The sequence below is a fragment of the Intrasporangium sp. genome, from assembly GCF_039812505.1.
Classification (GTDB): domain Bacteria; phylum Actinomycetota; class Actinomycetes; order Actinomycetales; family Dermatophilaceae; genus Intrasporangium_A.
This window is the reverse complement of the sequence record NZ_JBDIAQ010000091.1, coordinates 1-14270: the sequence shown is the minus strand read 5'-3', so window position 1 is coordinate 14270 and position 14270 is coordinate 1. Positions and strand designations below refer to the sequence as shown.

The 14270-nt window shown below is 73.9% G+C and carries 12 protein-coding genes; 6 read left to right on the top strand and 6 right to left on the bottom strand.

Annotated features, from left to right (window positions below; all coding sequences use genetic code 11):
• The coding region (locus WMI84_RS12165) for an MFS transporter (protein WP_347353500.1) at nucleotides 1-1241 on the bottom strand (1241 nt) is incomplete at its 3' end.
• A gap of 125 nt (nucleotides 1242-1366) precedes the next feature.
• Between WMI84_RS12165 and WMI84_RS12160 the strand changes: the two genes are divergently transcribed.
• From WMI84_RS12160 to WMI84_RS12150, 3 genes are all read left to right on the top strand, one after another.
• Complete coding sequence (locus WMI84_RS12160) at nucleotides 1367-1897, top strand: MarR family transcriptional regulator (protein ID WP_347353498.1); 531 nt, start codon at nucleotides 1367-1369, stop codon at nucleotides 1895-1897.
• 43 nt (nucleotides 1898-1940) lie between these two features.
• Nucleotides 1941-3845: a 5,6-dimethylbenzimidazole synthase gene (gene bluB / locus WMI84_RS12155; protein WP_347353496.1), complete on the top strand. Its 1905-nt coding sequence runs from the start codon at nucleotides 1941-1943 to the stop codon at nucleotides 3843-3845.
• A 90-nt stretch (nucleotides 3846-3935) separates the two neighbouring features.
• Nucleotides 3936-4454 carry a gamma carbonic anhydrase family protein gene (locus WMI84_RS12150; protein WP_347353494.1) on the top strand — a complete coding sequence of 173 codons (519 nt, stop codon included), beginning with the start codon at nucleotides 3936-3938 and terminating at the stop codon, nucleotides 4452-4454.
• Between the two features lie 362 nt (nucleotides 4455-4816).
• On the opposite strand, the gene WMI84_RS12145 is transcribed toward WMI84_RS12150, so the two are convergent.
• Together WMI84_RS12145 and WMI84_RS12140 are read right to left on the bottom strand one after the other, a co-directional pair.
• Nucleotides 4817-6385, bottom strand: a complete 1569-nt coding sequence (locus WMI84_RS12145) for a PH domain-containing protein (RefSeq protein WP_347353492.1) — start codon at nucleotides 6383-6385, stop codon at nucleotides 4817-4819.
• Nucleotides 6382-6888, bottom strand: coding sequence for a PH domain-containing protein (locus tag WMI84_RS12140; RefSeq protein ID WP_347353490.1), 507 nt, complete (start codon nucleotides 6886-6888; stop codon nucleotides 6382-6384). Before WMI84_RS12140 ends, WMI84_RS12145 begins: the two co-directional genes overlap by 4 nt.
• A 48-nt stretch (nucleotides 6889-6936) precedes the next feature.
• Between WMI84_RS12140 and WMI84_RS12135 the strand changes: the two genes are divergently transcribed.
• A complete protein-coding gene (locus tag WMI84_RS12135; protein WP_347353488.1) occupies nucleotides 6937-8928 on the top strand; it encodes a S9 family peptidase in 1992 nt (663 codons plus the stop codon).
• A 126-nt stretch (nucleotides 8929-9054) separates the two neighbouring features.
• On the opposite strand, the gene WMI84_RS12130 is transcribed toward WMI84_RS12135, so the two are convergent.
• Nucleotides 9055-9747 (bottom strand): ASCH domain-containing protein, encoded by a 693-nt coding sequence (locus WMI84_RS12130; RefSeq protein ID WP_347353486.1) that lies wholly within the window; start codon nucleotides 9745-9747, stop codon nucleotides 9055-9057.
• 38 nt (nucleotides 9748-9785) lie between these two features.
• Here WMI84_RS12130 and WMI84_RS12125 point away from each other — a divergent pair, with 38 nt between their 5' ends.
• Entirely contained in the window at nucleotides 9786-10823 is a 1038-nt protein-coding gene (locus WMI84_RS12125) for an Atu2307/SP_0267 family LLM class monooxygenase (RefSeq protein ID WP_347353484.1), read from the top strand.
• Nucleotides 10824-10849: 26 nt separating this feature from the next.
• Here WMI84_RS12125 and WMI84_RS12120 read toward each other — a convergent pair whose 3' ends face one another.
• Both WMI84_RS12120 and WMI84_RS12115 read right to left on the bottom strand, forming a co-directional pair.
• Entirely contained in the window at nucleotides 10850-11962 is a 1113-nt protein-coding gene (locus WMI84_RS12120) for a patatin-like phospholipase family protein (RefSeq protein WP_347353483.1), read from the bottom strand.
• Nucleotides 11963-12072: 110 nt separating this feature from the next.
• Nucleotides 12073-13341: a DUF4921 family protein gene (locus WMI84_RS12115; RefSeq protein WP_347353481.1), complete on the bottom strand. Its 1269-nt coding sequence runs from the start codon at nucleotides 13339-13341 to the stop codon at nucleotides 12073-12075.
• Nucleotides 13342-13613: 272 nt separating this feature from the next.
• On the opposite strand from WMI84_RS12115, the gene WMI84_RS12110 reads away from it, so the two are divergent.
• Nucleotides 13614-14234 (top strand): superoxide dismutase, encoded by a 621-nt coding sequence (locus WMI84_RS12110; protein WP_347353479.1) that lies wholly within the window; start codon nucleotides 13614-13616, stop codon nucleotides 14232-14234.
• Nucleotides 14235-14270 lie beyond the last annotated feature (36 nt).

Below are 14270 nucleotides of genomic sequence, written 5' to 3'. Positions count from 1 at the left end.
GGCTCCGCCCTGGGGCTGCTCGGGTGGGCGGCCCGGCTGCGCTCGCGCCGCAGCGCGGCCCGCAGCCGCCAGGCGGCGTAGACCGCGAGCAGGCTGATGGCGATGTGCAGCACCAGGAACCCGTTCGCGAGCCCGGCCCCGAGCAGGGCGCCGGCGACCATCGGGCCGACCGCGAAGAACACCGTCTGCAGCGCGGCGAACAGGCCCAGCGTCTGCCCGACCATGCCGCGCGGCGCGAGCGCGGCGGTGAGCGGGCTCAGGATGGGGGCGAACATCGTCTCGCCGACCGCGAAGATCCCGAACGTCATGACGAACAGGGCCGAGGCGATCCCGGGACGGAACTGGGCGACCGACAGGACGACCCAGGCCAGCGTCCAGATGCCGCCCACGGCCATCAGCAGGGTCGGGGCGCTGCGGTGGGCGGTGAGGCGGACGACGACGACCTGCAGGGCGACGATGACCAGCGAGTTGACCGCCGCGGCGTTGCCGATCGTCGCGGCTTCGACCTTCAGCACGGTCAGGGCGTAGGCCGGCAGGCCCGCCTCGAACTGCGCGTAGAACGCCAGCGCGAGGGCCACGGTGATGACCGCTACCCAGCGCAGGGCGGGCCGGGCGAAGATCGCCCGCACCGACTCGCGGGGCGACGACCCGGCGGACGAGCGGCTCCCGAGCCCGCTGTCCGAGTGGTTGGCGGCGCCGGCCCCCGCCCCCCAGATCATCGCCGAGGAGACGACGAATCCCGCTGCGGCCAGGAGGAACCCGATGTCGAGGCCGTTCGGCTGGCCGAGATCGACCAGGCGCCCGGCGGCATACGCGCCCAGCGCCATGCCGATCGCCTCGCCGGTGAACTTGTAGGCGAAGGTCCGGCGACGGTCCGCGACGCCGACCCAGGCGAGGACGAGGACCTGCTTGGCCGGGACCGAGGCGGTCAGGCCCAGGCCGAAGACGAACATCCCGGCCAGGAAGCTGGCCGGCGAGTCGGACAGGGTCAGGCCCGCGACGCCGGCCGCGCCGAGCAGCTGGGCCAGCACCGCGACGAGGACGGGGTCGAACCGGTCGGCGAGCCGTCCGGCGACCGGCGCGGCCACGAGCGCGCCGACCGAGAACAGCGAGGCGGCCGCCGCGGCGGTCAGCGCCCCCCAGCCGCGGGTGTCGGCGGCATACGCGTACTGGTAGGGCAGGACGGCACCCCAGCCCATCATTCCGATGGACGAGGCCAGGATGAGCAGCTTTGCGCGCATGACGAGTTCACACCCTTTCTGGGAGTCGACGGTGAGCGGAGGCTTCGAGGTCGAAGACTTCGATATCGAAGTTCGACGACGAAAGAATAACACGGGCTACCCGGGCCGCGTGCGAGAATCCCCGCATGGCAGCGAAGCCGAGGAGCCTGGCGGAGGGGCACCACCAGGCCGTCGCGTTGTACGTCGCGGCGGGCGGCGAGGAGACCGTGCAACGCGTCATCACCGCCCTCTACGCCGTCACCAAACGGCTCGACCAGTGGTACGCCCGGCAGCTGGCAGACCTCGACCTCACCCAGGGGGAGTGGGCCGTGCTCACCGGTCTGGCGACCGCCCGCGACGAGTGCCTCACCCCCTCGCAGCTCGCGGACGCGTCGAGCGTCGCGCCGTCCTCGATGACCCACCGCCTGGACAAGATGGCGGCGCGCGGGCTCGTCGCGCGCCGCCCCGACCCGACGAACCGCACCCGCACCCTCGTCTCGCTCACCCCTGACGGATGGGAGCTGTTCAGCCAGTCGACCCGCGAGTCGAACGTCGTCGAGAGCGACACCCTGCGGGACCTCGACGAGGCCGAGCGGGTCGAGCTCGCGCGTCTGCTCGAGGTCGTGCTGACCGGGCTCGACGGGACCGTGGAGGCTCCCGTCGTGCGCCGCGGGTGACCCACGACAGGGGTATGCCGCCCACCCTCGTTACGCTCGCGGCGTGACCTTCCGCCGACCGGTCCCCACGATCGGGGACGCCACCTCAGCCGCCGAACGAGCCGACGCCCCCGGTGCGTGGGCGATGCCCGAGCAGCTCGAGCCGCTCGAGCGGGTCGTGGCGGCGCGCCGCGACATCCGCCGGTTCCGGCCCGACCCCGTCCCGGACCAGGTGCTGGAGGCGGTCCTGACGGCAGGTCACCGCGGGCCGTCCGTCGGGCACTCCCAGCCCTGGCGGTTCGTCGTGGTGTCCGAGCAGGCGACCCGCGACGCGGCCGCGGTCATGGCCGACCGGGCGCGGCTGCGACAGGCGGCCGGGATGGCCGAGGAGTCGGCCCGTGGCCTGCTCGACCTGCGACTCGAGGGGATCCGCGAGGCCCCGCTGGGTGTGGTCGTCGCGTGCGACCGCCGCACCCCGGCCGCGGGGGTGCTGGGCCGGGCGACCTTCCCCGACACCGACCTGTGGTCGTGCGCGGCGGCGATCGAGAACATGTGGCTCACCGCTCGGGCGCACGGCCTCGGGATGGGCTGGGTGACGCTGTTCGAACCGGCCGAGCTCGCCGACCTGCTCGGCCTGCCCGACGGGGTCGAGACCCTCGGCTGGCTGTGCCTCGGCTGGCCCGACGAGCGCCCGCCGTCGCCCGGGCTGGAGCGCGCCGGCTGGTCGCGGCGGCTGCCGCTCGAGCAGGTCGTCATGCGGGAGCGGTGGACCGAGACGGCCCCACCGGTCTCGCACCTGCGCGGGCCCGACCAGGCCCATGTCGTCGGGGCACGCGACCGGGCCGACGACCTGCTGACGGTGCCCGGCTCGCTGGGAGTCCTCGACACCGTGCTCGACCGGATCGGAGCCCTGGCGGTACCGGCCGGGCCGGGCACGCTCGTCGTCGCGGCGGCGGACCACCCGGTGACGCGCTACGGCGTCTCCGCGTTCGACCCGGCGGTCACCGCCGACCTCGTCCGGGCCACCCGGGAAGGCAGCTCGATGGGGGCCGTCGCCGCGCGGGCGGCGGGGCTGACGCTCGAGCTGGTCGACGCCGGGGTCGCGGCCAGGCCCGGCCGCGGCGACCTGGTCACCGCCGACGCGCTCGCTGCCGAGGAGTATGCCGCCCTGCTCGCCCTCGGGCGTGAGCGCGGTCGGGCCGCGGCGGGGACCGGCCTGGTGGCGCTCGGCGAGATCGGGATCGGCAACACCACGGTGGCGGCGGCGCTCGCGGCCGCCCTGCTGGGGGTGTCCGCGGCGGTGGTCGTCGGGCGCGGCTCCTCGGCGGACTCGGCGATGCTCGCGCGCAAGGTCGACGTGGTCGAGCGGGCCCTGGCTCGCGTGCTGGGCCCCTCCGGGTCGGGCACGCCTTCGGGGGCGAGCGTGTCGCGGCCGGGGTCGAGCGTGTCGCAGACCGGGGCAGGTCTGTCCCAACCCGGAACCAGTCTGTCCCAACCCGGAACCGGCGCGTCGCAGGCCGGAGCCGGCCTGTCCCAACCCGGAACCGGCCTGTCCCAGACCGGAACCGGCGTGTCGCGGACCGGAGCCGGCCCAGACGCCCACGAGCTGCTGCGAAGTCTCGGCGGCGGCGAGTTCGCGGTGCTCACCGGTGTCGTCCTCGGGGCCGCGGAGGCCGGCGGGGTCGTCCTGCTCGACGGCCTGGCCACCTCGGTGTGCGCGCTTGCCGCGGTCCGGCTCGAGCCCGCCGTCGCCGCGCACCTGGTCGCCGGCCAGCGGTCCCGGGAGCGGGGCCACACCCTCGTCCTGACCGAGCTCGGCCTCGAGCCACTGCTCGACCTGCGCATCCGGGCAGGTGAGGGCGTCGGGGCCGCACTCGCCGCCGGGGTCGTCAAGGACGGGCTCGAGCTGCGCCGCTCGGTCGCCCGGACCGGCCCCGCGCGCAGCGTGTCCCGCCCGCAGCCGGGCTGAGCGGCATACCCGGCACGTCATCGGCGTCGGGACCGCGTCCGGCGGGCTCGCCCCGTGTCGGCGCGACCACCGGCGTGGCAGGGTGGGCCCATGATCATCCCGCTCGGTGACCGGATCCCGCACGTCGACGCGTCGGCCTTCGTGGCCCCCACGGCGCACCTCGTCGGCGACGTCGAGCTGCAGGCCGGCTCGAGCGTCTGGTACACGGCGGTGCTGCGGGCCGAGTTCGAGCCGATCACCCTGGGCGAACGCAGCAACCTGCAGGACGGTGTCGTCGTGCACACCGACGCGGGCAAGCCGGCCCGGATCGGGGCCGGCGTGTCCGTCGGGCACCGGGCGGTCCTGCACGGCTGCACGGTCGAGGACGACTGTCTCATCGGGATGGGCTCGGTCGTGCTCAACGGCGCCGTGGTCGGCGCCGGCAGCCTCGTCGCCGCCGGGGCGGTCGTCCCGGAGGGCGCGCGCATCCCGCCACGGTCCCTCGTGGCCGGGGTGCCCGGCAAGGTGCGGCGTGAGCTGACCGACGACCAGGTCGCGAAGCTGCGCCACAACGCCGAGATCTACGTCGAGCTCGCGCGCCTGCACAGCCGGGCGACCAGCCAGCGCTGATTGCCGCGCCGGACCCACCGACGACCGTTGGTTCGCGAGCCGTGACCTGCTCGTGCTCAGCGGGGTCGGTGCAGACCGGTATCGGCGACCAACGGTCGTCCGCCGGATCGGGTGGGCCGCGCCGGACCCACCGACGACCGTTGGTCCGCGAGCCGTGACCTGCTCGTGCTCAGCGACGGTCGGTGCTGACGGGTATCGGCGACCAACGGTCGTCCGCCGGATCGGGTGGGCCGCGCCGGACCCACCGACGACCGTTGGTCCGCGAGCCGTGACCTGCCCGTGCTCAGCGGGGTCGGTGCAGACCGGTGTCGGCGACCAACGGTCGTCCGCCGGACCGGATGGACCACGCCAGGCCGACGCAGCTAGCTGTCAGGGAACTGCGCCAGCAGCCCGGGGTCCACCGCGGCGATCAGGCCGTATGCCGTCGCCGGGGTCACGTCCAACGCCTCGTAGTGCTGGTGGCCGGCTCCGGTCGTGATGACGAGCGTGGCCACCCCGGCCCGGCGCTGGAAGAAGCTCTCGCGGACGGTCCACCCGACGATGCCCTCGCGCGCCAGCACCACCCGGTCCCGGTCGAGGGCGCCCGAGCGCACCACGACGTGACGATCGGTCACGCGATGGCCGAGAGCGGCATACCGGCTCCGGGCGAGCGCCCAGCCCACCGGCAGGAACAGGGCAGCCACGACGAACCACCCCGTCCACCAACCGAACACGAGCGTGAGAGCAACGAGCGCTGCCGCCAGCAGGACCGCCGGCACGAGCGCGCGCACGTAGCGCCGCCGGTGCGCGGCGGCGCCGTGGGGGAGCAGGTCGCCGGTCACCGCCGCCTCGTCCGCGACGATGTCGAGCGCGAGCCTGCGCACCACGCCGGCCGGTGCCGGTGGCGCGAGGACGTCCGAGCTGGCCCGCGAGTCGTGCCCGAGGCCCGTCGTGACCGCCTTGAGCCGGGCCCCGCCGATGGCACGCAGCCCGGCCGGCTCGCCGATCTGCACGCCGCGCAGCCGGTTCGCGTCGATGCTGGTCTCGCGGGTGGTCAGCAGGCCCCGGCGGGCGTGCAGGCTGCCGAGCGGGTTGCGGGTCAGGCGGAAGCCCCAGAACGTCAGGACGTAGCCGCCGATCGCCAGGACGGTGATGGCCGCGAGCAGCAGGATCGCGCCCGTCACGAGCCCGCGGGCCACCGCCCAGGAGTAGGCCGACTCGTAGATCCGCCCGTCCTGCGAGAACTGGTTGGCGAACTGCGTCCCGATGCCGAGCAACGCTGCGGCGGCGAGGAACCCGCTCATCGTGAAGGGCGCGAACCGCACCCAGGAAAGGTCGAGCCGGAGCAGCTCCTCGTCGGCCGAGACCCCCGGCGGCGGGGCCGGGGCCGCGCGCACGGCCGGGCCGGAGGGAGCCGCCCAGGACGGGTCGACCGGGCGCTGCTGCACCTCGGTGGCCGGCACCGCGTCGGGTGCGGCGGCGTCCGCGGCGACCCGGTGGAGCAGCTCGGCGCGCAGCGCCCGCCCGGCGGGGAGGCTCAGCGCGTCGAGCACCAGCCGGTCCTTGGTGCCGGCCGTGGAGATCTCGACCTTGGCCAGGCCGAGGACCCGGTGCCAGACCTGGGCGGTCAGGTCCACGGTGCGCACCTTGTCCAGCCGCGCCGTCGTGGTCTGCTTCGAGATGACCCCGTGCTGGAGCTGGATCTGCTCCGCGTCGATCCGGTAGCGCGTGGTGTACCAGCGCGCGACGCCGTAGGCGATCACCAGGGGCAGCGCGACCAGCTCCCAGCGTTCCGAGTCGCTCGAGCCCGCGCGGGCCAGGAAGATCGCCAGGAGCGCGGGTAGGGCGCGGATCAGGGTCTGGAAGGGGTGGATCAGCAGCATCCGCCGGTCGAGGCGGCGCCAGTCGCAGGCCCCGGCGACCCCGCTCGGCGCCGACGGGGTCCCGGTCATGTCGCGTCACCCGTCTCGGCCACGGCGGCGGCCGTCAGCACCTCGACCAGCCACCGTGCCTCCTGCACGTCCAGCCCCTCGATCCGCAACGGTCCGGCGGCCGAGGCCGTGGTCACGGTCACCGAGGCGAGCCCGAACGCCTGGGCGATCGGCCCGCGGTGCAGGTCGACGGTCTGCACCCGGCTGACCGGTGCGATCCGGCGCTCCTGGTTGAGCCAGCCCCGCTGCGTGTAGATGGCCTCGGGGGTCGCCTCCCACCGGTGCACCCGGTAGCGCCACCGCGGCATGACGAGGGCGTAGCCGCCGCCGAGCACGAGCCACAGCGCCGCGACGACCCAGTGCCAGACCGGGTCGTCCCGGTCGAACCACCACCAGACGACCTGCCCCGCCAGCAGCACGGCCAGCACGACGAGCGCCTCGACCGTCCACATCGACACCGCCCGGCGGGAGACGAGGTTGGCCGGCTCCCGAAGCGGCTCGTGGGTGTCGTCCTGCGGCTGCACGAACCCACGGTGTCACATCGCGGGCCCCGTTCGGTTAGCGTCGGACGGATGACGACATCGCCGCCGCCCAGCGGGCACGCAACCATCGCCGAACGCATCATCGGCTCGATCGTCGAGGCGACCAGCCCGGCCCTGTCGCCGGACGGCACGCAGGTGGCCTTCGTGGTCCGGTGGATCTCCTACGAGCGCAACGCCCGCCTCAGCCGGGTCTGGCTGGCGCCGGTCGACGGCAGCAGCCGCCCGCACCCGGTCTCCGGGGGCGAGCACGACACGGCACCGGAGTGGAGCCCCGACGGTCGGGAGCTCGCGTTCGTCTCCCGGCGCGGGGAGAAGCAGGGTGCGGCGACGTTGCACGTGCTGCCCCTGGCCGGCGGCGAGACCCGGACCGTCGCGACCCTGCCGGAGGCCGTCACCCAGGTGCGCTGGAGCCCCGACGGGCGGTGGATCGCCTTCCTGTCCCGGGTCCGGGACGAGCGCTACGCGGCCGAGGACGTCTCGTGGCAGCCGCCGCGGCGGATCGAGACGTTCTTCACGCGGCTCAACGACGAGGACTGGACCTTCGACCGCCCGACCCACGTGCACGTCGTGCCCGCCGACGGGACGGCCCGGGCGCGCGACCTCACCCCGGACCGGCACGAGTACGAGGGCCTGGCCTGGCTGCCCGACTCCACCGGGCTGGTGACCTCGGGGGCCCGGCACGAGGGATGGGACCTCGACCTCGCGACGGACCTGTTCGCGGTCGGCCTCGACGGCGACATCCGCGAGCTGACCCACCGGACCGGCAACTACGCGCACCCGCGGGTCTCGCCCGACGGGACCGTCGTGGCGTTCCTCGGCCAGGACGACCCGATGCGGGTCGGCAACCAGCACGTCGGGCTGGTGCCGCTCGGCGGCGGCGCGCACCGGTGGGTCTCCCGCGGCCTGGACCGGACCTTCACCACGACGGCCGGCACGCAGGAGCCGCACTGGCTCGACGGCGACAGCCTCCTGGCGACCGCCGAGGACCGGGGCCAGACGCACCTCTACCGCGTGGCCGCCGACGGCAGCGACCCGCAGCGGCTCACCGCCGGCGCCGTGACCGTAGCCTCCTTCGACGCCCGGGGCGGCACGGTCGTGGCCTGCGTGAGCACCGTGGACCGACCGGCGGACCTGCACGTCGTCGAGCCCTCGGGCACGCTGCGCGCGCTCACCCGCTTCGGCGACCGGTACGCGGTGTCGGCCCGGCCGGTCGGCTGGGAGCGGTTCGCCGTCCCGTGCTCCGACGGCTCCGGCGAGATCGACGCGTGGATCGTGCGACCCGCCGGCCTCGACGAGTCGCAGCGCCACCCGGTCATCCTCAACGTCCACGGCGGCCCGTTCACCCAGTACGGCGAGACGCTCTTCGACGAGGCGCAGTACCAGGCGGCCGCCGGCTTCGTGGTGCTCATGTGCAACCCGCGCGGCGGCTCCGGCCGCGAGGACCGGTGGAGCCAGGCGGTCGCGGGACCGAAGCACCCGCTCACCCCGGGCACCGGGTGGGGCACCGTCGATGCCGACGACGTGCTCGCGGTCGTCGACGCGGCCCTCGAGCGATACCCGTTCTGCGACCCGGACCGCGTCGGCATGCAGGGCGGCAGCTACGGCGGCTACCTGGCCACGCACCTGGCCGGCACGACCGGCACCCGGTTCCGGGCCATCTGCAGCGAGCGGGCGGTCAACAACTTCCTCACCGAGGAGTTCACCAGCGACGTGTCGACCTCCTTCAAGACCGAGATGGGCGTCAGCCACGTCGACGACCCGGACGCCTACGCCGCGGTGTCGCCGATCCGGTTCGTCCGCGAGATCGAGGTGCCGGTCCTGATCGTGCACAGCGAGGAGGACTACCGCTGCCCGGTCAGCCAGGCCGAGGAGCTGTTCGTCGCGATGCGGCTGCTCGGCAAGGACGTCACCTTCTACCGGTTCCCCGGCGAGAACCACGAGCTGTCGCGCAGCGGCTCCCCGGTGCACCGGCGCCAGCGCGCCGAGATCATCCTCGACTTCTTCGCCGCGCACCTGGCCTGACCGGCGGCCCGTTCCTCGAACGGTCCGTTCGACCCCGCCCCGTCGTGCGGGAAGCTGCCCGCACGTCGCGGCTGGGCGGCATACCACGGGGTATGCCGCTCACCGGGCGCGTCCGCGCCCGTGCCCTCATCTCGAGCCGGGTCGTGGTCGGCGAACCGGGTGGTGCGCCGGCCCGTCCGGCCCCGAACGGTCCGTTCGGGGAGACGCGGCGGGTGACTCCAGCCAGGCCAGGTAGGCGGCGCCGCGAGGGGACAGCTCGTAGCCGACCTCGTGGCTGATGGTCAGGCCGAGCGCCTTGAGCCTGCGGATGTCGGCCTTCATCGGCAGCAGCTCCACACCGCGTAGCGCGGCCAGCTCCCTGGACACGACCCGTGGGTTGTCCCGGATCCAGGTCAGGATCTCGCGGGTCCACGGGCCGGTCCGGCGCGCGTCCAGGCGCGCCAGCCGACGGTCGATCCCGGCCAGCTCGTCGGCGTCGGGAATGCTGTCCCGCAAGGAGATCCGCGGGTCCTCGCCGACCCAGGAGAGCGTCACCCGGTAGATCCGGTCTCCGCCGTGGCCGCCTCGGGCGCTCGGCTTGCGCGTCCTGGGCCCGAGTGCCCTGCGGAGGGCGGCCAGGTCCTTCAGGCCGGCCCGCTTCGCATCGCGTTCGGTGAGCCGGTCGGGGTCGCGGACCTCGCGGCAGGCGTCGAACCGGATGACGCCGGCCGAGGTGAGCTGCGTGCCGCCGACCTTGACCCGTGGGGCGTCCCAGCGGCGGAACGCCTGGGTGACGGTCCCGGCCCGGATACCCTCGGCGACCGGTCTGGAGACGAGCATCGCCCCATCGTGGCAGAGCCGATCCGTACGATGGGCGGATGGATCTGGAGCTGGGCCTGGACACGTTCGGAGACATCGCGCCGGGACCGGACGGGGCCCCGTTGCACCCGGCGATCGTGATCCGCGAGGTCATGGCGGAGGGGCAGCTGGCAGACCGGCTCGGTCTCGACTTCATCGGGCTCGGCGAGCACCACCGGGCCGACTACGCGATCTCCGCCCCGGACACCGTGCTGGCCGGCCTGGCCGCATCGACCGACCGGATCCGGCTCGGCTCCTCGGTCACCGTGCTCAGCTCCGACGACCCGGTCCGCGTCTTCGAGCGGTTCGCCACGGTGGACGCGATCTCCGGCGGCCGGGCCGAGATCACCGTCGGGCGCGGCTCGTTCGTCGAGTCGTTCCCCCTCTTCGGGTTCGACCTGCAGGACTACGAGACGCTGTTCTCCGAGAAGCTCGACCTGCTCGCCGCGATCCGCACCGAGGGGCCGGTCGCCTGGTCGGGCACCACGCGGGCGCCGCTGGACGTGGAGCGGATCCAGCCCGGCACCGAGTCGGGCCGCCTGCCCTTGTGGGTGGGCGTGGGCGGCACGCCGGCCTCGGTCGTGCGGGCCGCGCACTACGAGCTGCCGGTGGTCGTGGCCATCATCGGCGGTGAGACGCGCCAGTTCGTCCCGCTCGTCGCGCTGTACCGCCGGGCGCTGTCCGAGATGGGCAAGCCCGGGCTGCCCGTCGCGATCCACTCGCCGGGCTACGTCGCCGCGACGGACGAGCGGGCGCGGGAGGAGTACCTGCCCCACTTCGTCGGCTACATGAACGTCATCGGCCGCGAGCGCGGCTGGGCGCCGATGACCCCGGAGCAGGCCCTGGCCCAGACCGGCCCGGACGGGGCGGTCTACTGCGGGTCGTCCGAGACCGTCGCCGCCAAGATCGTCGAGTCGGCGCGGCTGCTCGGGGCCGCGCGGTTCCAGCTGAAGTACTCGATGGGGCCGCTGCCGCACGAGCTGCGGTCCGAGTGCATCCGGCTCTATGCGCAGGAGGTCGCCCCGCGGGTACGCGAGGCGCTGGCCGCCACGGCGTGAGGCCGGCCACCACGACGCGAGCAGGGTCAGTAGCCGGCGCGGTCGAGCGCCTCGGTCATCAGCCGGCGGCCCATCGCGATCATCTCCGCAGCCCGGTGGAAGTCGAGGGTCCCGACGGCATTGGACGGCACCCGGACCAGCACGTCCGGCGGGTTGCCCGCCATCCGGTAGCGCGAGATGAGCGCGCTCATCGTCTCGAAGCTCATCGCGAGCAGGTCTATGGTGCGGATCTCACCGCGGCCCACGACCCAGTCGTCGGGCGCGTGGGACGGTGACGAGCCCGGGTCCGCATGGTGGCCGGCGAGCGCGATGTCGGGCAGCGCCACCCCCGATTCGGCGGCCGGTGCCGGGGCGAGGCCCGGGTGACCGGTCCCTGCGTGGCCGGCCGGTGGGTGACCGGCCCGGTGCGGCCCGTCCGTCCCCGCCTCACGCCGGTGACCGGCGGTGAATCGGCCGGCCAGCGCGCGGATGCGCTCGGACTCGAGGACCTCGGCGGTGCCGCGCCGGATCCGGGAGGTCCACTCCTCGAAGGGCCGCTCCTCGGACGTCTCCCTGACCGGGGCGCCCTGGCCGGTGTGGGTGCGGGCCCCCGACAGGTCGATCGCGATCGTCACGTCGGCGCTCACCGCGGCGGTCGGCTCGATGGGCACCGGGTTGATCAGGCCGCCGTCGACGAGGGTGCGCCCGTTGATCACGACCGGGGTGATGACACCGGGGATCGCGATCGAGGCGCGGATCGCGTGGACCACCGGACCCCGCTGGAACCACACCTCCCGCCGGGCCAGCAGGTCGGTCGCCACGGCGGTGTAGCGGATCGGCAGGTCCTCGATCGCGGCGCCCTCCAGCAGGTCGCCCACCCTGGCGATGATCCGCTCGGCCCGGAACGCCCCGCCCGGCGCCGAGATGCTCAGGTCGAGCAGCCGGAAGACCTCGCGCTGGGTCAGCCCGAGCGCCCAGTCGGTGTATGGCGCGAGCTTGCCGGCCGCCGCGATGCCCCCGACGAGGGCCCCCATCGAGGTGCCCGCGATCGCCACGACCTCGAAACCGCGCTCGTCGAGCACCTGCAGGCCCCCGACGTGCGCGTACCCGCGGGCGCCGCCCGAGCCGAGCACGACCGCTGCTCGCAACCGATCCGTCACGCCGTCGAGCCTATGGGGTCGAGCCGCGGCAGGCTCGTCCTGAGCCGCTGCCGCTCGGTAGCCCGGGCCACCCTGACAGGGCCAGGCCCGCCGATCGCGCCAGCGGAAGGTCAGTCCGCCACCTGCACCGACGCCGACACGGCACCGGCCTCGACCAGGTCGCGCAGCCGTCGCACAACCCGGTCGCGCAGCGCCCACGGGTCGAGCGTGGTCACGTAGATCTTCGTGCCCCCCTCGAAGCCGGCCAGCGTCGAGACGCGCCACTTGATCACCGCGCGCAGCGGCATCGGCAGGGCGAGCGATGGCGGCCGGTGGTGCCACTCCTCGTTCGAGGGGACCTCCACCCCCGTCGCGGCGTGGCAGGCGTGCAGCAGGTCGGCGAAGTCGTGCACCTGCGCCTCGTCGAGCTCCCACGGCAGGCTCCACGGGTCGCCCGCGTGGATCTCGATGGACGGGTACTGGTGCCCCACGCCCGCGAACGCCACCGCGCCGGGGGTGCTCGCGATGACGAGGCCCTGCTCGGCGGCATACGTGGCGCCCCAGCGCTCGTAGAGGTCCGGCTCCTGCTCGGCGCGGGCCGCCTCCCGCTCGATCTGCACGCCCAGCTCGTCGATCGCCACCAGCTGCTTGTGCAGGTGGTCGAAGGAGGCGCCGGCGCGATCGCCCCAGTTCTGGAAGGCCGAGACGTAGCGGGCGAACTCGTTGTCCTCGTACAGCCCGCGCAGGGCGCTGATCGTGAAGGCGACGAACTCACGGTGCTCCGCGACGCTCAACGTGCCCGACCCGGCCAGCTGGGAGTCGTCGGTCGCGCCGTCGACGAAGTGCCGGCGGGCCACGATCACCTCGTGGTTGGGCGCGAAGAACTCGATCGCGTCGGCCAGGTGGTCCTCGTAGGAGCGCTCGGCGACCCGGTCCGCCGGGACGCCGCGGGCGAGCAGCTTGGTCCGCACGATGTCGCCGATGTGCTCGCGCCCCAAGGGGGTCGAGACGTATGACGTGAGCCGGGCCGACGTGTCGGGTGCCCCGCGCCAGCCGTGCGCCCGGCGCCAGTAGTCGTAGGACAGGATCTCGTACAGGTTCGGGATCAGCCGGAACTCGGGCCGGCTCGTGCCCAGGTCGTCGGCGGGCAGACCACGGACCTGCTCCCACCCCGTGGCCGTGGGCACGACCCGCGCGATCTCGGGGGTCGTCTCGAGCATCCGGCCCCAGCAGAACGCGCAGTGGCGGTCGTGCTCGGCGGGGTCGAGCGGCTGCGGGTCGCGGCGCCTCGTGACGAGCGGCCGCGCGCCCCGGCCGGGTATCGTCCACACCTTCGTGCCGGTGAACGGGTTGACCTGCTTGATCGTCCCGTCGGGCATCCTCGTCAGCGGATCGGTCATTCCACACAGGGTAGGTGTCGCACGCCACCGGCGGGGCCCGCCCCGCCGCTGCGGGGAGCTCGACGGGCGCCGCGCGGGCGGGAAGGTGACGCTCACCGTGCACCGAGCGGCATACCCTCGGCAGCCGGTATGCCGCCCACCCGCCTCCCAGCGCTCGCCTCGGTCGCGGGGCGGTTGACCTGACGGCTGCTGGGTAAGGCCACCCTGACAGGCTCCTCGTGCCACGACATAGAGTGGGAGGAACCGACTTGTCTGCACGAAAGGAACGACACGTGGTCTACACACTCCCCGACCTCCCCTACGACTACGCGGCCCTCGAGCCGCACATCAGCGCCCAGATCATGCAGCTGCACCACGACAAGCACCACAAGGGCTACGTCGACGGCGCCAACGCGGCCGTCGCCAAGCTGGCCGAGCTGCGCGACTCCGGCGACTTCGCCGCGATCAACGGCGTGGAGAAGAACCTCGCGTTCCACCTCGGCGGCCACATCAACCACTCGGTCTTCTGGAACAACATGAGCCCGGACGGCGGCGGCCAGCCCGAGGGCGAGGTCAAGGCCGCGATCGACGAGTTCTTCGGCGGCTTCGAGAAGTTCCAGGCGCACTTCAACGCCAACGCCAACGCGATCCAGGGCTCCGGCTGGTCGATCCTCGCGTGGGACACCCTCGGCCAGCGGCTCAACGTCATGCAGCTGTTCGACCAGCAGGGCAACGTCCCGGTCGGGCAGGTCCCGGTGCTGCAGCTGGACATGTGGGAGCACGCCTTCTACCTGCAGTACCAGAACGTCAAGGGCGACTACGTCAAGGCGTGGTGGAACGTCGTCAACTGGCAGGACGTCGCGGCCCGCCTCGAGCGCGCCCGCAGCACGGCCGGGCTCATCGTCCCGGCCTGAACCCCAGCGAAGCGGCCACAGGGCGGGCACCCGACC

Coding starts and splice junctions, on each gene's coding strand:
- WMI84_RS12160 (WP_347353498.1), top strand. CDS start 1,367: ATGGCAGCGAAGCCGAGGAGCCTGGCGGAGGGGCACCACCAGGCCGTC.
- WMI84_RS12145 (WP_347353492.1), bottom strand. CDS start 6,385: ATGACCGGGACCCCGTCGGCGCCGAGCGGGGTCGCCGGGGCCTGCGAC.
- WMI84_RS12135 (WP_347353488.1), top strand. CDS start 6,937: ATGACGACATCGCCGCCGCCCAGCGGGCACGCAACCATCGCCGAACGC.
- WMI84_RS12125 (WP_347353484.1), top strand. CDS start 9,786: ATGGATCTGGAGCTGGGCCTGGACACGTTCGGAGACATCGCGCCGGGA.
- WMI84_RS12115 (WP_347353481.1), bottom strand. CDS start 13,341: ATGACCGATCCGCTGACGAGGATGCCCGACGGGACGATCAAGCAGGTC.
- WMI84_RS12130 (WP_347353486.1), bottom strand. CDS start 9,747: ATGCTCGTCTCCAGACCGGTCGCCGAGGGTATCCGGGCCGGGACCGTC.
- WMI84_RS12150 (WP_347353494.1), top strand. CDS start 3,936: ATGATCATCCCGCTCGGTGACCGGATCCCGCACGTCGACGCGTCGGCC.